The following is a 19,996-nucleotide window of genomic DNA, read 5'->3' as shown; positions in this document are numbered from 1 at the left end:
GACGCCACAAGTGCATCACCGCCACAAGAGATTCACTCTGCGGCAAGAAGCGGTTGCGCCTCGATAATCCTCCTGATTTCGGGGCGGCAGGATCCGCAATTGGTGCCGGCAGAAAGCGCCGCGCCAATGGCTTCCAGCGATTGGCAGCCGCCGTTGACAGCATGGCGTATATCATTGGCTCCGACTGAAAAGCATGCGCAGACAATGGCGCCACGGTCCGGTCGATCACCGCCGGGGCGTCCGGCGACAAGCCTGCAGCGCGTAAGGGGATCGCAATGATCGGCCAAAAGCTGATCGGCCGCCCACTGGCGGGATACCGGAACGGGTGCTGCCGAGACGAAGAGGGCGGCAAGCAGATCCGAAGCGTGAAAGACAAGGATGCGGGTGTCACCCGAATTGGCGTCGGCATAGATGACGACCTCCGCATCCTCAGGAAGCGCGAGACTTTGTGTGAGCCATGCTTCGAACCCGCCGGGCGGTTCGTCTCCGGCTAGTTCCAGTCGATATCCCGCCTCGGTTTTCGCCAGAGCCCAATAAGCGAAGGGCAGATCTATAGGCTTGTTGCGTGTCACCAGAAATGCATGCCTCGCGGCGGCGTAACGGTCGATCGATACCCTTGCCTGTTTCAGAGCCGGCTGTCCGGACACCGGGTCCCTCAGTGATGGGACAAGACTGTCCACGCGCGCCCTTGAGGCGGTTTCATCGCTCCAGTGCATTGGAACGAAAAGCGATCCGCGCGCCTGCCGGTCGGTCAGCAAGGCCCGGACGATGACGTCGTGCCCAGCTCGACCAGTGATGCGAACCAGATCGGCATGCCCGATTTTGTAGGTGGCAGCGTCGAGCGGATGGATTTCGCAATAGGGTTCCGCCATGTGAGCAGAGAGCCGGGCACTTTTGCCTGTACGGGTCATGGTGTGCCAATGGTCGCGCACCCGTCCGGTGTTCAGAACGAAACCCTCTTGCAAAGGCAGTGCAGCCGCTTGCACGGGCACGAAACGTGCCTTGCCATCGGGATGGTAAAAACGACCATCGCCGAAGAAACGGGCTGGAGCATCGCCGGCCGATGGCCGCGGCCAGTGGAATGGTCGCAGGTCCTCGTACTGATCCGCATTGATCGACGCGAATGCACCGATATCGAAGTCTCTGGATCCCTGGTTTTCAAAGGCGGAAAGCGCCGCATGCTCTGCAAAGATCTCGGCTGGAGAAGCAAAATCGAATCTGTCTGCAAACCCCATCCGTCGCGCAACTTCGGTGATGTGCCACCAGTCCGGCTTCGCTTCACCCTGCGCAGGGAGAAACGCGCGCTGGCGGGAAATGCGCCGCTCCGAATTGGTCACCGTGCCGGATTTTTCCCCCCAGCCCATCGCCGGGAGAAGGACATGCGCCAGACGGGCCGTATCCGTATTCGCCTGCATGTCAGAGACAACAACGAAAGGACAGGCCGCGATCGCGGCCTTGACCTTGTCCGCGTCTGGCATCGAGACCACGGGATTGGTCGACATGATCCAGAGCGCCTTGATCCGACCATCTGCCACGGCCTCGAACATCTCGACGGCCTTGAGCCCCGGGCGATCCACGATCTGCGGAGATCCCCAGAAGCGCTGTACTCGATCCCGGTGATCGGCATTCTCGATTGCCATATGGGCCGCGAGCATGTTTGCGAGCCCACCGACCTCGCGACCGCCCATGGCATTCGGCTGGCCGGTCAGCGAAAACGGCCCCATCCCGGGCCTCCCGATGCGCCCTGTCGCGAGATGGCAGTTGATGATCGCGTTGACCTTGTCGGTGCCCGATGCCGACTGGTTGACCCCCTGGCTGTAGCAGGTGACGACACGCTCCGTGCCTGCAAACAGCCAGAAAAACTGCCGGATCAACATGCCGGACAGGCCTGTGGCCTCCGAAAGCTCGGCCATCGACAGACGCGATGCCGCAATCAGCGTCTCGGCAAGTCCCTCGGTATGCGCCCCGACGAAAGCCTCGTCGATCCTGTTGGTTTCGGCGAGATGTGCCAGTAGCCCGTTGAACAGCGCCACATCGGCGTCCGGACGCACCGCGAGATGCAGATCGGCAATATCGGAAGTCGCGGTCCGGCGAGGATCGATCACCACGACTTTCATCGCCGGACGGGCCGCCTTGGCGGCAGCGACGCGCTGATAGAGTACCGGATGACACCAGGCGAGGTTTGAGCCGACGAGAACCACCAGGTCGGCAAGCTCGAGATCTTCATAGGTTCCCGGCACCGTGTCCGATCCAAAGGCCCGGCGGTGACCCGCAACCGACGACGCCATGCAGAGCCGGGAATTTGTATCGATGTTGCCGGAGCCGATGAAGCCCTTCATCAGCTTGTTCGCGACATAATAGTCTTCCGTCAGCAATTGACCGGAGACGTAAAAGGCCACGGAGTCCGGTCCGTGTTCCCTGATCGTGGACGCAAAACGTTCGGCAACAAGGTCGAGGGCCTCGTCCCAGCCCGCGCGTTGACCATGGATTGCCGGAAAAAGCAGGCGACCCTTCAGGTCCAGCGTCTCGGCGAGCGCCGAACCCTTTGAACACAGCCGTCCGAAATTGGCCGGATGTTCGGGGTCGCCGCGCACGGTCACGTCACCTGCGTCATCGACGCTGGCGATCACGCCGCAGCCGACGCCGCAATAGGGGCATGTGGTGCGGGTTTCGCAAGCCATGGACTACTCCGCCGCCGCAAGCGCGCTTTCGAGCGCGATCGATAGCTGGCCATCGATATTGCGAATGGGGATGGTGCGCACCGCGCCTTCGTCGGCGCCGAGCGCCTTTCCCGTCTCCAGCGAAATGACCCAGTTGTGCAGCGGGCAGGTGACGGAAGCGCCATGCACGATGCCTTGGGTCAGCGGCCCGCCTTTGTGCGGGCAATGATCCTCGATCGCAAAGACCTGGTTCTCTGCGGTTCGAAAGACCCCGATCTTCCCCTGAGGCGTCTTCACGCAACGGGCACCGCGCAGGGGAATGTCGTCGATCGTGCCGATGGCGATCCAGTTCATGGGGCATGCTCCTTGTTGTTGCTTTTCCCCTCTCCCCGCTTGCGGGGAGAGGGCCAGGGTGAGGGGCAGACCAACACGCCCCTCATCCGCCCTTCGGGCACCTTCTCCCCGCCAGCGGGGAGAAGGGACTACTCCGCTGCCGCCGAAAAGCCGACGGTCGCCATGGGCTTGAATTCGTGTTTGTCCTTGCCGGAGACACGCTCCGACCACGGATCGACCTGGGCAAACTTTTGCGAGAACACGAAGCGTTCGTAATACGCGCGGCGCTTGTCGTGATCCTCCATGATCTGCCTGCGGATCTCGTCATGGCCGATGCGTTTTGCCCATTTGTAGATGCGCTCGAGATAGCGGCCCTGTTCGCGATACATCTGGGTGAGCGCCACGATATGCTCCAGCGCCTCGTCTTCTGTCTTCACGAGGCCCAGGACATCCGTGCCCTTGATGTCAAGGCCGGCAGCGCCTGCGAAGTGGATCTCGAAGCCTGAATCGACGCAGATGACGCCGATATCCTTGCAGGTTGCCTCCGCGCAGTTGCGCGGACACCCCGAAACGGCAAGCTTGAGCTTGGCCGGCGTCCAGGAACCCCACATGAACTTTTCGATGCGAATGCCAAGACCAGTCGAGTCCTGCGTTCCAAAGCGGCACCAGTCGGAGCCCACACAGGTCTTCACGGTCCGGAGGCCCTTGGCGTAGGCCTGGCCGGATACGAAACCGGCCTTGCCGAGATCGGCCCAGACGGCAGGCAGGTCTTCCTTCTCGATGCCGAGCAGGTCGATCCGCTGGCCGCCGGTGACCTTCACCATCGGGATCTCGAACTTGTCGACGACATCGGCAATGGCGCGCAGTTCGGCGGCATTGGTCACGCCACCCCACATGCGCGGCACCACGGAATAGGTGCCATCCTTCTGGATGTTGGCGTGCACGCGCTCATTGATGAACCGCGACTGATAGTCATCGGCATACTCATCCGGCCAGTCGCAGACGAGGTAATAGTTCAGCGCCGGTCGGCACTTGGCGCAGCCGCAGGAGGTTTTCCATTCGAGCTCCTGCATGACGGCGGGAATGGTCTTCAGACCCTTGGCCTTGATCAGACGGCGCACGTCGTCATGCCCAAGTTCGGTGCAGGTGCACATCGGTGTTACGGCGGCAGGATTGTAGGCCTCGCCGAGGGTGAGCACCATCAGCTGCTCGACCAGGCCCGTGCAATTGCCGCAGGAGGCGGACGCCTTGGTATGTGCACGCACGCCATCCAGCGTCGTCAGGCCCTTGCCGGTGATCGTCGAGGTGATCTTGCCCTTGCAGACGCCGTTGCAGCCGCAGATTTCCGCATCATCCGGCAAGGCTGCAACGGCCGCCATAGGGTCCAGCGGAGACCCTCCCTGATAGGACTGGCCGAAGATCAAGGTATCCCGCATGGCGGAGATGTCGGTCTGCTTCTTCAGGAGATCGAAGAACCATGAGCCGTCGGAGGTTTCGCCGTAGAGAACGGCACCGATGATCCGGTTGTCCTTCAGAACGAGACGCTTGTAGACGCCTGCGGAGGCATCACGCAGCACGATCTCCTCGCGGTCGGGTGCCTCGGCGAAGTCGCCGGCGGAAAAGAGGTTGATGCCGGTAACCTTGAGCTTCGTGTTGACGACCGAGCCATGATACTCGGACGAGCCGCCGGTCAGGCGATCGGCGAGAACGCGGGCGCTTTCATAGAGTGGGGCAACGAGACCGTAACAGACCCCGCGATGCTCCGCGCATTCACCCAGAGCGAAGACGGATGCATCCGAGGTCATCATGCCGTCGTCGACGACGATGCCACGGTTCACGGCAAGACCCGCATCCTTGGCCAGTTGCGACGCGGGGCGGATCCCGACTGCCATCACCACCATGTCGCCAGAGATGGTCCGACCGTCTTCGAGTTCTATCCCCTCCACCTTGTCGGTGCCGAGGATCTGTTTGGTATTCGCCTTGGTGATGATTTCGATGCCGCGTTCGGTGAGTGCCTTTTCGAGCAGATAGGCGGCCGCAGGATCGAGTTGACGCTCCATGATGGTCGGCATCAGGTGGATGACGGTCACCTCCATGCCCTGGCGCTTCAGCCCATAGGCGGCCTCAAGGCCCAGCAGACCTGCGCCGATGACGATCGCGCGGCCTTTGCCTTCGGCAATCTTGAGCATCTTCTCGACATCGTCGAGATCGCGATAGGCCAGAACCCCCGGCAGTTGATGCCCGGGAACCGGGATGATGAAGGGCAGCGATCCCGTCGCGATGACCAGCTTGTCATAGCTTACGGTCATGCCGTTCGCCGACATCACCGTCTTTGCCTGACGGTCGATCTCCGTGACCTTGGCTCCCTTGTGCAGCGTCACGCCGTGTGCCGCATACCAGGCATCGTCATGGATCACGATGTCCTCATAGGCTTTCTCGCCTGAGAGGACCGGCGACAGCATGATGCGGTCGTAATTGACCCTTGGTTCGGCGTTGAAGATGGTCACGTCGTAGAGGCCGGGCGCCGTCTCGAACAGCTCTTCCAGCATGCGCCCCGGCGCCATGCCATTGCCGATGATAACAAGTTTTTCCGCCATGGCTTTCACTCCGCAGCTTCCACGAAACGATGGCGCTCGTAGAGGAACTTCAACACGGCCTCGCGGCATTTGAGATAGGTGCGGTCGGAGGCGAGCTCGATGCGATTGCGCGGTCGCGCGATGGGCACCTCAAGCACTTCGCCAATCCGGGCTGCGGGCCCGTTGGTCATCATCACGATCCGGTCGGAGAGCAGGACTGCCTCGTCCACGTCATGAGTGATCATGATCATCGTGTTGCCGAGCCGGCTATGAATCTCCATCACCGCATCCTGCAGATGCGCTCGGGTAAGCGCGTCGAGCGCCCCGAAGGGTTCGTCGAGAAGCAGCACCTTGGGCTCCATCGAGAGCGCACGGGCGATGCCAACGCGCTGCTTCATGCCACCGGAGATTTCGGCCGGTCGCTTGTCCTTGGCGTGGCCCATCTGCACGAGGTCGAGATTGTGCATCACCCAGTCGTGTTTCTCAGCCTTTGTCTTGCGTCCGGCAAACACCTTGGAAACTGCCAGATTGACGTTTTCGTAGACCGTCAGCCAGGGCAGCAGGGAGTGGTTCTGGAACACCACGGCCCGATCCGGCCCGGGCGCGTTGACCTCCTGGTTTTCGAGCAGAACCGCCCCGGCACTCACTCTGGTGAGCCCGGCGATCAGGTTCAGCAGGGTGGACTTCCCGCAGCCGGAATGCCCGATGATCGAGACGAATTCGCCCTTGTCGATGGTGAGCGTGATGTCCTTGAGCACTTCGGTGCGGACACCGCCGCGCTCGAAGCTTTTGTCGATATGGTCGATCTTGAGATAGCTGGTCATAATGACGTCCCCCTCAGTTCTTGGCCGTGCCACGGGTGACGACGCTGCCAAGCAGGGCGACGAGCTTGTCGAGGACGAAGCCGGTCACGCCGATATAGACGAGCGCCACGATGATGTCGGAGAGACGGGAGGAATTCCACGCATCCCAGATGAAGAAGCCGATGCCCACACCGCCGGTCAGCATTTCGGCGGCGACGATCGCGAGCCAGGAGAGGCCGACACCGATGCGCAGCCCAGTGAAAATGTAGGGCGCAGCCGCCGGCACCATGATCCGTACGAAGAATTCCAGCGGGTTGAGGCGCAGCACGCGGGCGATGTTGCGATAGTCATCCGGGATGTTACGGACGCCGACCGCTGTATTGATGATCACCGGCCAGATCGAGGTGATGAAGATGACGAAGATGGCCGACGGGTTGCTGTCCTGGAAGGCAGCAAGGGACAGCGGCAGCCAGGCGAGCGGCGGCACGGTGCGCAGGATCTGGAAGATCGGGTCGAGGCCGCGCATCGCCCAAATGGACTGGCCGACGACGGCACCGAGGAAAACGCCCACGATGGCCGCTAGCCCGAATCCTATTGCCACGCGTTCCAAGGATGTCAGGACACGCCAGGCAAGGCCGATATCCTGCGAACCGTAGTCGAAGAAGGGATAGGCGATCAGGTCATAACTGTCGGACCAGATCTGGGATGGCGGAGGCAGAGTGGCCCCCGGCTGCGAACAGGCGACCTGCCAGATGCCGAGCAGCACGAACAGCACGACCAGAGGCGGTAGGACGTTGCGACAGACGGCCGTCAGAGCTGGCCGGATGTTGAGCTTGCGGGCCGGACGCTTGGCCAGCATCACGACGGTCGTGCCGCTGTCGGACAGCTTGTGGGCCGTCGCTTTCGCCGTCTGGTCTGTCTTGAGGGCGGTTGCGGTCATGGTGTGGTCCTCTTGGGTGGTCATTGGTTGGTATCGGCACCCTCCCCTTGAGGGGGAGGGTCGGACCGCAGGTCCGGGGTGGGGTGACGGCGGCATTTGCCAAGATCACCCCCACCCGCGCGTTCCGCGCGACCTCCCCCCTCAAGGGGGAGGTGGGCTCGTCGTCGGTCTTGCCTACGCGCCGGCTTTGATGGCGAGGCTGTCGAGATAGGCCTGCGGGTTTTCGGGATCGAAGACCTTGCCGTCGAAGAAGGTTTCGGGGCCGCGCGAGGCAGAGGCCGGGATGTCGGCAGCCGCGACGCCGAGCTCCTTGGCGGCTTCACGCCAGATGTCCTCGCGGTTCACCTTATCGACCAGCGCCTTGATGTCGGTATCGGGTGCAAACTTGCCCCAGCGCACATTCTCGGTGAGGAACCAGGCGTCATGGCTCTTGAACGGATAGGAGGCGTGATCCTTCCAGAACTTCATCTCAAGCCCGGAATTCTCGACCACGCGGCCGTTGCCGTAGTTGATGGTGCCCTTCAGCCGTCCCGCGACGTCCTTCGGCGGCACGTTGAACCATTGGCGCTTTCCGAGGATCTCGGACATCTCTTCTTTGTTGTCCATGCTGTCGGCCCAGATCTGAGCTTCCATCACGGCCATCAACATCGCCTTGGCAGCGATCGGATTCTGCTCCACCCAATCCGACCGGAGGCCCAGCGCCTTTTCCGGATGCCCCTTCCAGAGCTCCCCTGTCGTGCAGGCAGTGAAACCGATGCCCTGGTTGACGAGCTGCTCGTTCCAGGGCTCGCCCACACAGAAGGCGTCCATATTGCCAACCTTCATGTTGGCGACCATCTGCGGCGGCGGCACGACGATGGTCGAGACATCCTTGTCCGGATCGATGCCGCCGGCCGCCAGCCAGTAGCGGATCCAGAGATCATGCGTGCCGCCCGGGAAGGTCATGGCGACCTTCACTTCGCCACCGGCAGCTTTCTTGGCGGCGAAAACATCTTTCAGTTTCGAGGCATCGAGGCCAACGCCGGTCTCGGCATATTCCTTGGCAACCGAGATGCCCTGGCTATCCAGATTGAGGCGCGCGAGGATCGACATCGGCACGGGCACATTGTTCTGCGTCACCTTGCCGGTCGAAATCAGATAAGGCATCGGGGTCAGAATATGCGCGCCGTCAATTCCATTCGAGGCTCCGCCAAGCACGAGATTGTCACGCGTCGCACCCCACGAAGCCTGCTTCAGGATTTCCATCTCCGGCAGGCCGAACTTGTCGAACAGCCCCTTTTCCTTGGCGATGATCAGTGGCGCTGCGTCGGTCAGTGCGATGAAGCCGAGCTTGGCGCCCTTGACTTCGGGGCCTGCGCCGGCGGCAAAGGCGCCTGACGGGAAAGCCATTTTTGCGGCACTGACGACAGCGGCAGCCGATGTCAGCTTCAGAAGCTGGCGGCGGGTGGTGAACATTCCTGTAGTCTTCGTCATGTTGTCGTGTCCCTCTGGTGTGACGGAGATCCGGAAAAAACAAAAAACGCCGCTCGGTGACTGCATCCGCGGGATGGGAGGATCCCGTGTGCAAACCAAGCGACGTCGGTGTCTCTGGTGAGCGCGCTTCAGGCGCTCTTTCGTCCGGTCGCCGTTGACCGGATAGTTTTCTAAGATGCAAAGGCCGTGCCAGTTTCGGCCAGGTGGTGCAAGCACATGAAATTGCGAGCAGAAAATTCCCAAAGCCGCAGGCGGTCCTGACTGGGAAGATGGAGTGAGCGGATCAATTTTTGTGCAATTGCTCATCTGCGCCTGAAATTGAGGCCGCTCTCTCAGGCATACGGTCAGTCGTCCGGAGCCCTTGCAGCCGTCTTCGCGCCGGATCGAACCTCAAATCCCGCCACATAGTCCGCCATGCGGCTCGGATCGAAAATCCGCCCATCCATGAAGCGGTCGTCTGGCGATGTGCCGGGGAGTAGGGATGGGAACTCGTATTCTTGAACTGCAGGCCCCAGCGCGGCGCGATAGAGATCTGCGCGATAGGCGCTTTGTGCGCGCCCGAGATTTTCCGGGCTGTGTTCCACCTGGCCCCAGCGGATCATCTGGCTATAGATCCATAGTGCTTGATGGGTTTGAGGATAGTTTGCCGCCTGGCGATGGAAGACGAAGTAATCGCGGATCAGTCGGCGATTGCCGAAGGCATCCAGGCTGAATTCACCTGCCAGAACACGGCGGATAATGTCTTGGGGCGCTGTGATATATCGGGGCGATGCCAGGATCTCCGAGAGGTGATCATGATTCTCTGGCTGGTCACACCAGCGGGCAGCCTTGTCGAGAGCGACGATCAACCGACCGACCGTGTCGGCATTGGCTTCGGCCCAATCCGGTCGCATGCCGATTACCTTTTCAGGGGCGGATGGCCAGATATCCTGTTTCGCCGCCACGATACGCCCGACGCCACGCTCGGACGCGACCATGTTCCAGGGTGCGCCTACACAGAAGCCGTCGATCGCCCCCGCTGCAAGCGCATCGGAGGTCAGAGGCGGCGGCACGACCACGAGCTTCACGTCACGGTCGGGATCGACCCCACCCGCTGCCAGCCAGTAGCGGAACTCGTAATTGTGCGAAGAAAAGGGATAGGTCATACCGAGCGTCGGCGGCTGCTCACCGTTATTCCTGATGTCTCTCACGACTGCGGCCAGGGCTCGCGCATGATCGAGCGCGCTTGCATCTTCCTGCAGATTGGCGCGTGCTTTCATCCGCTCGAAAAGCCGCATCGACAGCGTGATCGCGTTGCCGCCGCGCCCGAGTGCAAACGGAGTGATGGTCGGGGACGGGTTCGAGCCAAGATCCAGCATCGAGGCGACCGGCATGGGCGACAGCATGTGTGCGATGTCGAACTGCCGGAAGGCGAGGCGGTCACGAACATTTGCCCAGGACACATCTCTGACGAGATCAAGGGTCAGGCCTTCCTTGTCCGCGAAGCCCATCTCTGCGGCCGCAATCAGGATCGAGGCATCCATCAGCGGTATGAAGCCCGCACGCAGGATCCGCTGCTCCCGGCCGGCGCCGTGAACTGCGGGAGCGTCCGTGTCGATATCTCGCTGCCTGCTCATCATGTCGCTCATTTCACTGTCCCCGCAGGCTTGGCATCACAGCAGCAGTCCTGCTGCTGTCACCACGCTCTGGGCTATGTCGACCAGTTTCTTTTTCTCGTTCATCGCCGTTTGACGCAGCAGCGCAAAGGCTTCCTCCTCGCTCATGCCGCGCATTTTCATCAGGATGCCCTTGGCGCGCTCAATCACCTTGCGCTCTTCAAGCGCATTCTTCGCGTCGGCCAGTTCGCGCTGCAGACGGCTGAAGGCATTGAAGCGGCTGACCGCCGTGTCCAGGATCGGTTTCACGCGTTCTTTGCGCAGGCCATCAACGATATAGGCCGAGACGCCGGCATCGACGGCGGCCTCGATGGAGGCGGTGTCGGAGCGGTCCACGAACATCGCGATTGGCCGACTGACCGAACGGGTCAGCTGAAACAGATGCTCCATCATGTCGCGGTTCGGGTTTTCGATATCGATGATGATGACATCCGGCGACAGTGTCTCGACCGTCTTGGCGATCCCCTGCACCTCCAGTGCCACCGTGACATGCTGGTGTCCCGCCTCGCGCAGCCCATCTTCGATGATCGCCGCGCGAACGGCGTTCTCATCGATGACGAGAATGGTGAGGTCCAAATGGTTCATGCGCGATTGATGACGCAATGCAGCAAAATTGGCAAGCTGTCGGCCTAAAATTTAAGCTTGGCGAAATTGGTTCCATTTTTTAAGCATTGTGGGGCCTTCGCTCAGATGCCGGCCAAAGTAAAGCCCCCGGACGCGATCGCGTGCGGGGGCTTGTTGAGCGTGTTTAACGGCTGTCGACGGCCGCCGTCTATTCCTGCGCTTTGGGCTGCAACGAGATCTGGCGAACAAGCGCCAAGGCGATCAGTGTGCAGACCGCACCGGACAGAAGATAGAGACCTGCGGCATAGAGCCCGAACCAGGTCGACAGAAGAAGTGCTGCCAGCGGAGCAAAGCCAGCGCCAAACATCCAGGACAGTGCCGACACCATGGCAGACGCGGTGTAGCGGTTGCGCCTGTCAAACAGCGAGGCGATCGTCCCCGACGACTGTGCGAAATTGAAGCCGAGGATCAGGAAGCCGATCATCATATAGGCGATGACCCCCGATTGACCTGCGTTGAGCAGGAGCGGCGCCGTAAGTGCGAAAGCGCCGATCGCCCATGCACCCCAGACGAGGATCTTTTCACGACCGATGCGGTCAGAGAGCCAGCCCGAGAACAACATTGCGATCACGCCCACTGCGGCGCCGGCAGCTTCGATGAGAAGGAAGGTGCCCGGTGCTTCATCGGTGTAGAGGAAGATCCACGACAGCGGGAAGACTGTGACCATGTGGAACATGGCGAAGCTGGCGAGCGGCACGAAGATTCCCAGCAACACGGTGCGGCCGTCCTGCGACATGGTGGTGCGCAACCGCGTCGGGGTCAGTTCGTTCGTCTCGAACAGTTCCTTGAACTCAGGCGTGTCGACGATGCGCAGACGTGCAAAGAGTGCCACCACGTTGATCGCGAAGGCGACGAAGAACGGATAGCGCCAGCCCCAGTCGAGGAAGTCTTCGGCTGACAGCGTCATCACCAGATAGGCAAAGAGAACGGCGGCCACGGCCAAACCAACCACGGCGCCGAGCTGAGGGATCATCGCATAGAAACCGCGCTTTTCCTTTGACGCGGTGATCGCCAGCAGCGGTGCCAGACCATCCCAGGTACCGCCGAGCGCAAGACCCTGGCCGATGCGCAAGAGCGCGAGCATGGCGATTGCCCACCAGCCTGCAGTCTCGTAGGAGGGCACCAGACCCATGGCCACGGTTGACGTTCCCAGGAGGAAAAGCGCCACAGTCAGCTTCGTTACACGCCCATGGCGACGGTCGAGAGCGGTAAAGAGCACGGTCCCAAGCGGCCGCGCCACGAAGGCAAGGGCCACCAGCGCAAATGACCACAATGTCCCCGTCAGCGGATCGAGGAACGGGAAGATCCGCGCCGGGAAGACGATCACCGAGGCGATGGCGAAGACGAAGAAGTCGAAGAATTCCGACGTGCGCCCGATGATAACGCCGACCGCAATGTCCGACGGTGAGACGTGGTGATCGTCATCGGACGTCGTGCGGCCTTTCTGGGCGGCGGGGGAAGCAGAACCGGTCATGCTCGCCATTACGCGTGCTCACTTTCTGGTTGGAACAGGACGGACATGCATTGGGGGATATGCGGTCCAAACCGTAGTCTAACATGCTGAAACGAAATGCTTCAGGTGCGGCCAAATTGACAGGTGACAAATTGTCGTATGTGCTGCACCGCAAAACCGGACTAACTACCTCCACGAATATCAATGGTCGTCGAGTAGCGTTCGGGGGGACCCCTGCTCTGTGACCCTCCAGTGTGCCAGGGTAAGAGATGCAAGAGCTTCGCCTCCCGAAAATACTGGCCGCCCTTGGGGCGGTCTTGTTTCTATCCGCTTGCAAGGCAGAAGTCCTTGCTCCGACAGGAGACCTCGCCGCTCAGAAGCGCGATCTTTTGATCACATCCACCCTGTTAATGCTGATCATCATCATTCCGGTGATGGTGCTGACCTGCTGGTTTGCCTGGCATTATCGGGCTTCGAACAAGCAAGCCGTCTACAAGCCGAACTGGTCTCATTCGACAAAGCTCGAATTGATCATCTGGGCGATCCCACTTCTGATCATTGTCTGCCTTGGCGCGTTGACTTGGGTACAGACGCACCTGCTTGATCCCTACCGGCCACTGGCCCGGGTCTCGGCCGAAAAGCCGCTTGACCCGCAACAGGAGCCGCTGGAAATCCAGGTCGTCGCCCTCGATTGGAAATGGCTGTTCATCTATCCGCAATATGGCGTGGCTGCGCTCAACGAGATGCCGGTTCCCGTGGATCGCCCGATCCGCTTCTCGCTGACATCCTCTTCCGTAATGAATGCCTTCTACATTCCGCACATGGCCGGCATGATCTACGCGATGCCTGGCATGCAGACGACACTGCATGGCGTCTTCAATCAGGAGGGCACCTTCCAGGGCCTTGCCTCGCACTACTCCGGCGCGGGCTTCTCGGGGATGCGCTTCAAGGCGAAGGCCAGCGACTCCACGCAATTCGATGCCTGGGTTGCTGAAGCCCGTGCAGGCGCCGACAAGCTGGACCGCGCCCGCTACTTGGAGCTTGAGCGTCCCACCGAAAATGTCGAGCCTATGACCTTTGCTAGCGTTGATCCGCTGCTCTTCCCGCGTGTCGTCAACATGTGCGTTGAGGATGGCAAGATCTGCATGGCCGAGATGATGGCGCTCGACGCCCAGGGCGGCACGGGTCTCGCCGGCACGGTCAACATGAGCGCCCTGATCTACGACAAGCACGAGCGCCGCGGCATGCGCGAGCCGGTCTTCGGCTGGGAGCCATTCAAGGTCCTCGGTTTCTGCACCATCGAGGAACTCGAGCAGATGCTGACCGCCCAGCCCGCTTCCGCCGATGTGGAACCGATCGTTTCCGGCCCGCTCATGGGACACAACATGCCACAGCCCGCATCGCCCTTCGGCGGGGATGCTGAGCGCTTCATCGCGCTCGTTCGGCAGGCCTCCGGCACTGCGCCGCAACTCTGACAGGATACTGGCATGGCCACCGCAATAGACCATTCCACCACGTTTCTTCTCGGTCGCCTCAATTGGAGTGCGATCCCGACGGATCCCATCGTTCTCTCCACCTTTGTGGTCGTCGCCATCGGCGGTGCCGCAACCGTTGGCGCGCTGACCTATTTCCGCCTCTGGGGCTATCTCTGGCGTGAGTGGTTGACCTCCGTCGATCACAAGAAGATCGGCATCATGTACATCATTCTGGCGCTGGTCATGCTGGTGCGCGGCTTCGCCGATGCCATCATGATGCGCTTGCAGCAGGTGCTGGCCTTCAACGGGTCCGAGGGCTATCTCAACGCCCACCATTACGACCAGATCTTCACGGCTCATGGCGTGATCATGATCTTCTTCGTGGCGATGCCCTTCGTCACGGGTCTGATGAACTACGTCGTGCCGCTGCAGATCGGCGCGCGCGACGTCTCCTTCCCCTTCCTCAACAATTTCTCGTTCTGGATGACCGTCGGCGGCGCCGTGCTGGTGATGGCCTCGCTCTTCGTCGGTGAATTCGCCCAGACGGGTTGGCTCGCCTTCCCGCCTCTGTCGGGCATCGGCTACAGTCCATGGGTCGGGGTCGATTATTACATCTGGGGTCTGCAGATCGCGGGTGTCGGCACGACGCTATCGGGCATCAACCTGCTCGTGACCATCATCAAGATGCGTGCACCGGGCATGACCCTGATGCGTATGCCGGTGTTCACCTGGACCGCGCTCTGCACCAACGTCCTGATCGTCGCGTCCTTCCCGGTCCTGACGATGACGCTGATCCTTCTGACGCTTGACCGCTACGTGGGAACGAACTTCTTCACGAACGATCTCGGCGGCAATCCGATGATGTATATCAACCTCATCTGGATCTGGGGCCACCCGGAAGTCTACATCCTGATCCTGCCGCTCTTCGGCGTCTTCTCGGAGATCACATCGACCTTCTCCGGCAAGCGGCTCTTCGGCTACAGCTCGATGGTCTATGCCACCGTCTGCATCACCATCCTGAGCTACGTGGTCTGGCTGCACCACTTCTTCACGATGGGTTCTGGCGCATCGGTGAACGCCTTCTTCGGCATCACCACGATGATCATCTCGGTGCCAACGGGCGCGAAGATCTTCAACTGGCTCTTCACGATGTATCAGGGCCGGGTCCGCCTCGACCTGCCGATGATGTGGACGATTGCCTTCATGCTGACCTTCACCATAGGCGGCATGACGGGCGTCCTCCTCGCCGTACCGCCGGCCGACTTCGTCTTGCACAACTCGCTCTTCCTCGTGGCGCACTTCCACAACGTCATCATCGGCGGCGTGCTGTTCGGTTGCTTTGCCGCGATCGTCTACTGGTGGCCCAAGGCCTTCGGCTTCAAGCTGAACGTCTTCTGGGGCAAGGTCTCCTTCTGGAGCTGGGTCAGTGGCTTCTGGCTCGCCTTCATGCCGCTCTACGTGCTTGGCCTGATGGGTGTCACCCGCCGCATGCGTGTCTTCGATGATCCGGATCTCAGGATCTGGTTCATCCTGGCAGCCCTCGGTGCGCTGTTGATCGCTATCGGTATTGCTGCCTTCTTCATCCAGATCGCCGTTTCGATCTTGCAGCGGAAGGACAATATGGACGTGACCGGCGACCCCTGGGATGGCCGCACGCTGGAATGGGCGACGTCTTCCCCGCCGCCGGCCTACAACTTCGCCTTCACGCCCGTGGTCCATGATCTCGATGCATGGCACGACATGAAGCAGGTTGGCCAGACGCGCCCGAAGGCACCCTACCTGCCGATCCACATGCCGCGTTACACCGGCACAGGTGTTATCCTGTCAGCACTGGCGACGCTCTGCGGCTTCGCCCTGGTCTGGTACATATGGTGGCTGGCAGCCCTGTCCTTCCTCGCGATCATTGCCGTCTCGATCGCCCATACCTTCAACTATGACCGGGATTACTATGTCCCCGTCGACGAGGTCGAGCGTGTCGAAAAGGCCCGTGACCGCGAACTGGCCAGCGTAGGAGCGTGAAGACCGTGAGCACCGTCACCCACACCGATACGCCTGCCGTCTATTGGGAAACCGAGCCGCATCATCATCCGGAAGGCGCGTCCACGCGTCTCGGCTTCTGGATCTACCTGATGAGCGACTGCCTGATGTTCGCGGTCCTCTTCGCCGTTTTCGCCGTGGTCGGCCAGAGCTATGCGGCCGGCCCCGGCCCCAAGGTTCTGTTCGATCTGACGCTGATTGCCATCAACACCGGTTTCCTGCTGGTCTCCTCGATCACCTTCGGCTTTGCGATGCTGGCCATGTATGAGGGCCGTCAGGCCCGCATGCAGATCTGGCTGGCCGTCACGCTGCTGCTGGGCCTCGCCTTCCTGGCGCTCGAAATCTATGAGTTCCACCACCTGATCGAACTCGGCGCCGGCCCGCAGCGGTCTGCCTTCCTGTCGGCCTTCTTCGCGCTCGTCGGCACGCATGGCCTGCACGTGCTGTTCGGCTGTATCTGGCTCGTTACTCTCATGGTCCAGATCAACCAAAAGGGCCTGATCCCGGCAAACACCCGCCGCATGGAATGCCTGAGTATGTTCTGGCACTTCCTTGATGTCATCTGGATCGGGGTTTTCACCTTCGTCTATCTCCTGGGGATGATCTGATGTCCAAACCTTCCATCCAGCCCCACGGCCATCACGACCAGGGCCACGGTCACGACAATACCGGCCATGATCACGGCAGCTACCGCTCGTATCTGACGGGCTTTGTGCTGGCCGCGATCCTGACGATCATTCCCTTTGCCGTGGTCATGAGCGGCGGCTTCGAAAGCCGCGTGCTTACAGCGGTGACGGTGATCGGCTTCGCCGTCGTGCAGATTCTCGTTCATATGGTGTATTTCCTGCACATGAACACCCGCTCCGACGAGGGCTGGACCATGCTTTCGATGATCTTCACGATCATCGTCGTGGTCATCATGATCGCCGGATCGGTCTGGGTCATGTACAACCTGAACACCAACATGATGCCGACAATGGATCACGAGAGCTTCCAGGGCTTCGGCTCCTGAAGAGATCGGCAAGGCAATGACCGAGGCGCGCAGACCATGGTGGTTCATTGGACTGGGCGTCCTCGCCATCGGCCTGCTCGTTGGCCTTGGCGTCTGGCAGCTCCAGCGCCTGCAATGGAAGACGGCTCTCATCGAACGCGTCGAGGCGGGGCTTGTGGCCCCGCCGGTCTCCGCACCGGGTCCCGATACCTGGGCTCAGGTGACCTTCGACACATCAGAGTATCGCCGCATCGAAGTGCGCGGCCGTTATCTGCCCGTAGACGACCTCCTGGTGAAGGCCGTGACCTCGCGCGGATCCGGTTTCTGGGTGATGACGCCCTTTGAGACGGATGACGGCTGGCGCCTCTTCATCAACCGCGGCTTCGTGCCCGATGACCGGACCTCCGTCGCAGACAGGCCGAGACCTGAGGCTGAGCAGAGGGTGGCAGGGCTCCTGCGCATCACCCAGCCGGGCGGTGCCTTTCTCCGCGACAACGACCCCGCGGGCAATCGATGGTTCTCCCGTGATACGGTCGCCATGGCTGAGGCCCTCGGGCTCGCAGAGGTCGCACCCTATTTCATCGATGCCGATCAACAGGGCGATGGCATGCCGGTCGGCGGGCTGACGGTGGTTTCCTTCCCCAACAAGCATTTCGGCTATGCCATGACCTGGTTCGGCCTGGCGGCGGTCTTCGCCTATCTGCTCTATCGCGCCACGCGACCTGACGCGGTCGAGCGGTAATTTTCGGCCAAGCCGTCACGACACTTCGTATCGGCTGGCAAGGGCAGTCGACAGCTGGGCGGCGAACCGTGCGGCGGCGACCGGAAGGGTTCTTCCGCGCAACTGCCCCATATAGAGCACGCCCGCCGGCACATCGCGCTTGTCGAGCGGGCGCGTGATCATCTCGCCCGTCATCGTATGGTCCGAAAGCCCGATCGGGATTTGGAAGGTGATGATGTTCTCCGCGACCGCATGGTTGCGCAGGAATTCGAAACTGTCGGATTCGATCACCGGTTCCAGTCGATGTGAGGATTTCTGCGCTGCCATGTCCATCAAGTGGCGCACGCCAAAGGGGGCCGTCGGCAGCGAATATGGGTAGCCGAGGCAGTCGCTCAGCCGGATGGTGTCCTTGGTTGCCAGAGGATGATGCGGTGCCATCACCACATGCACCGGCTGATGCACCCGGATCAGCGTCATGAAATCCGCCATACGCACCGGCTCGAAGACGATCGCCAGATCCGCCGAATGATCGACCAGCGACTGCTCCGCCGCCTGCCGGTCGCGCAGATGCACGCCGAAGGTCACCGCCGGATGGTCCTTTCGATAGTGAGCGATCTGATGCGGCAGGAAATAGGGCAGGAGCGCCTGGCTGCAGGCGATCGACACATGACCACGCCTGACGCCAGAGAGGTCGGCGATCTGTGAGCGTACCCGCTCCATGTCGGAGATCTGGTTGCGGATGTGATGGATCAGGATCTCGCCGGCGCTCGACAACCGAACCCCATGCGGCAGCCGCTCGAAGACCGGCACGCCAAGTTCCTCTTCCAGCGCGAGGATGCGCCGATTGAGCGCCGTCGATGTGATTGCCAGCGATTCGGCCGCCCCACGAATGGAGCCGGCCTTGGCAACGGCATCGATATAACGCAGCGAAGTCAGATGGCGCATGCGACGGCTCTCCGGGTGATGCAAAATTTGCAGCGGCTCGCGCAAAACTTAGCACAAGACAGAAGCGGCGCCATATGGGTTACTCAAAGGTGAACGCGGAGCGCCATCAATAATCAGGGGAACCAGCGCCCGCCCGACTGTTCGCCGTCCATACCGTGATCTGGGAGATCCTTCATGAGCCAGTTTCTTATGCCGAGCCGCCGCCAGTTTCTGCGCCAGTCAGCCGGCCTCGCCGGCCTTGCCGCCGCAAGCAGCGTGCTTCCCTTCGACATCGCCCGCGCCGCAGGCCTGACCGTCGGCTTCATCTATGTCGGCCCGAAGGATGACTTCGGCTACAACCAGGCCCATGCCGAAGGCGCTGCCGCGATCAAGGCAATCGAGGGCGTGACCGTGGTCGAGGAAGAACAGGTACCGGAAACGGTCGACGTCCAGAAGACCATGGAGAGCATGATCAACTTCGACGGGGCGACGCTGCTCTTCCCGACCTCCTTCGGCTATTTCGACCCCCATATCCTGACCATGGCGCCGAAATATCCCAATGTCCGTTTTGAACATTGCGGCGGCCTCTGGACGCCGGACAAGCCCGCCAATACCGGCTCCTATTTCGGCTATATCGGCATGGGCCAGTATCTGAACGGCATCGTTGCCGGTCACATGACCAAGACCAAGAAGATCGGCTTCGTCGCGGCAAAGCCCATTCCGCAGGTCCTGCTCAACATCAACTCCTTCCTGCTCGGCGCCCGAGCCGTGGATCCCACGATCACCTGCCAGGTCATCTTCACCGGTGAATGGTCGCTCGCCGTCAAGGAAGCGGAAGCCACAAACGCACTCGCCGACCAGGGCGTCGACGTCGTCACCTGCCATGTCGACGGCCCGAAGGTCGTCATGGAAACCGGCGCCGGCCGCGGCATGTTCCTCTGCGGCTACCACGCCAACCAGAGCCCGCTGGCGCCCGAGAAGTATCTGACCGGCGCCGAGTGGAACTGGTCCAAGGTCTATACCGACATGGTCAACACGACGTTGGCCGGCGGCACCATTGACAACTTCGTCCGTGGCGGCCTTGCCGAAGGCTTCGTCAAGATGAGCCCGCTCGGCCCGGCGGTCACCGAACCGGCACGCAAGCAGTTCGACGCGACCCTTGCCGAAATCCTCAAGGGCGGCTTCTCGGTCATCAAGGGACCGCTCAAGGACAACAAGGGCAATGTCATCGCGACCGAGGGACAGGCCTTCGCCGAGACGGATGTTGCGCTCGAAAGCATGAGCTACCTCGTCGAGGGCGTCGTCGGATCCACGTCTTAAGCATCCGGGAG

At 61.3% G+C, this 19,996-nt stretch carries 16 protein-coding genes; 6 read left to right on the top strand and 10 right to left on the bottom strand.

Going from position 1 to position 19,996, the window contains the following annotated elements; genetic code table 11:
* Positions 1–32: 32 nt before the first annotated feature.
* From AC1PUL_RS17755 to AC1PUL_RS17715, 9 genes are all read right to left on the bottom strand, one after another.
* Positions 33–2,681, bottom strand: a complete 2,649-nt coding sequence (locus AC1PUL_RS17755) for a nitrate reductase (protein WP_480465406.1) — start codon at positions 2,679–2,681, stop codon at positions 33–35.
* Positions 2,682–2,684: 3 nt separating this feature from the next.
* Positions 2,685–3,014 carry a nitrite reductase small subunit NirD gene (gene nirD, locus AC1PUL_RS17750; protein WP_480465405.1) on the bottom strand — a complete coding sequence of 110 codons (330 nt, stop codon included), beginning with the start codon at positions 3,012–3,014 and terminating at the stop codon, positions 2,685–2,687.
* Positions 3,015–3,142: 128 nt separating this feature from the next.
* The gene (gene nirB, locus AC1PUL_RS17745; protein ID WP_480465404.1) at positions 3,143–5,590 is read right to left on the bottom strand and encodes a nitrite reductase large subunit NirB; all 2,448 of its coding nucleotides are present in this window, start codon (positions 5,588–5,590) and stop codon (positions 3,143–3,145) included.
* Between the two features lie 5 nt (positions 5,591–5,595).
* Positions 5,596–6,393 carry an ABC transporter ATP-binding protein gene (locus AC1PUL_RS17740; RefSeq protein WP_480465403.1) on the bottom strand — a complete coding sequence of 266 codons (798 nt, stop codon included), beginning with the start codon at positions 6,391–6,393 and terminating at the stop codon, positions 5,596–5,598.
* Between the two features lie 13 nt (positions 6,394–6,406).
* Entirely contained in the window at positions 6,407–7,312 is a 906-nt protein-coding gene (gene ntrB / locus AC1PUL_RS17735; protein ID WP_480465402.1) for a nitrate ABC transporter permease, read from the bottom strand.
* Between the two features lie 174 nt (positions 7,313–7,486).
* Positions 7,487–8,785 carry a CmpA/NrtA family ABC transporter substrate-binding protein gene (locus AC1PUL_RS17730; RefSeq protein WP_480465401.1) on the bottom strand — a complete coding sequence of 433 codons (1,299 nt, stop codon included), beginning with the start codon at positions 8,783–8,785 and terminating at the stop codon, positions 7,487–7,489.
* Between the two features lie 344 nt (positions 8,786–9,129).
* Positions 9,130–10,404: a CmpA/NrtA family ABC transporter substrate-binding protein gene (locus AC1PUL_RS17725; RefSeq protein WP_480468622.1), complete on the bottom strand. Its 1,275-nt coding sequence runs from the start codon at positions 10,402–10,404 to the stop codon at positions 9,130–9,132.
* Between the two features lie 33 nt (positions 10,405–10,437).
* The gene (locus tag AC1PUL_RS17720) at positions 10,438–11,025 is read right to left on the bottom strand and encodes an ANTAR domain-containing response regulator (RefSeq protein WP_480465400.1); all 588 of its coding nucleotides are present in this window, start codon (positions 11,023–11,025) and stop codon (positions 10,438–10,440) included.
* Positions 11,026–11,212: 187 nt separating this feature from the next.
* Complete coding sequence (locus tag AC1PUL_RS17715; RefSeq protein WP_480465399.1) at positions 11,213–12,547, bottom strand: MFS transporter; 1,335 nt, start codon at positions 12,545–12,547, stop codon at positions 11,213–11,215.
* Between the two features lie 239 nt (positions 12,548–12,786).
* Here AC1PUL_RS17715 and cyoA point away from each other — a divergent pair, with 239 nt between their 5' ends.
* From cyoA to AC1PUL_RS17690, 5 genes are read left to right on the top strand one after another with little or no spacing between them, the layout of a single operon-like run.
* Positions 12,787–13,992: a ubiquinol oxidase subunit II gene (gene cyoA, locus AC1PUL_RS17710; RefSeq protein WP_480465398.1), complete on the top strand. Its 1,206-nt coding sequence runs from the start codon at positions 12,787–12,789 to the stop codon at positions 13,990–13,992.
* Positions 13,993–14,004: 12 nt separating this feature from the next.
* The gene (gene cyoB, locus AC1PUL_RS17705) at positions 14,005–16,011 is read left to right on the top strand and encodes a cytochrome o ubiquinol oxidase subunit I (RefSeq protein WP_480465397.1); all 2,007 of its coding nucleotides are present in this window, start codon (positions 14,005–14,007) and stop codon (positions 16,009–16,011) included.
* Between the two features lie 5 nt (positions 16,012–16,016).
* Positions 16,017–16,637 (top strand): cytochrome o ubiquinol oxidase subunit III, encoded by a 621-nt coding sequence (gene cyoC / locus AC1PUL_RS17700; protein WP_480465396.1) that lies wholly within the window; start codon positions 16,017–16,019, stop codon positions 16,635–16,637.
* Positions 16,637–17,041 carry a cytochrome o ubiquinol oxidase subunit IV gene (gene cyoD / locus AC1PUL_RS17695; protein ID WP_480465395.1) on the top strand — a complete coding sequence of 135 codons (405 nt, stop codon included), beginning with the start codon at positions 16,637–16,639 and terminating at the stop codon, positions 17,039–17,041. The genes cyoC and cyoD overlap by 1 nt, the downstream gene beginning before the upstream one ends.
* 16 nt (positions 17,042–17,057) lie before the next feature.
* Complete coding sequence (locus AC1PUL_RS17690) at positions 17,058–17,762, top strand: SURF1 family protein (protein WP_480465394.1); 705 nt, start codon at positions 17,058–17,060, stop codon at positions 17,760–17,762.
* 15 nt (positions 17,763–17,777) lie between these two features.
* Here the strand turns inward: AC1PUL_RS17690 and AC1PUL_RS17685 are convergent, their stop codons facing one another.
* Entirely contained in the window at positions 17,778–18,686 is a 909-nt protein-coding gene (locus AC1PUL_RS17685) for a LysR family transcriptional regulator (protein ID WP_298463158.1), read from the bottom strand.
* A gap of 174 nt (positions 18,687–18,860) precedes the next feature.
* Between AC1PUL_RS17685 and AC1PUL_RS17680 the strand changes: the two genes are divergently transcribed.
* Positions 18,861–19,985 (top strand): BMP family ABC transporter substrate-binding protein, encoded by a 1,125-nt coding sequence (locus AC1PUL_RS17680; protein ID WP_480465393.1) that lies wholly within the window; start codon positions 18,861–18,863, stop codon positions 19,983–19,985.
* Positions 19,986–19,996: the final 11 nt, after the last annotated feature.

The organism is Rhizobium sp. P43 (genome assembly GCF_056730705.1).
This window is presented reverse-complemented; position numbering and strand designations above follow the sequence as displayed.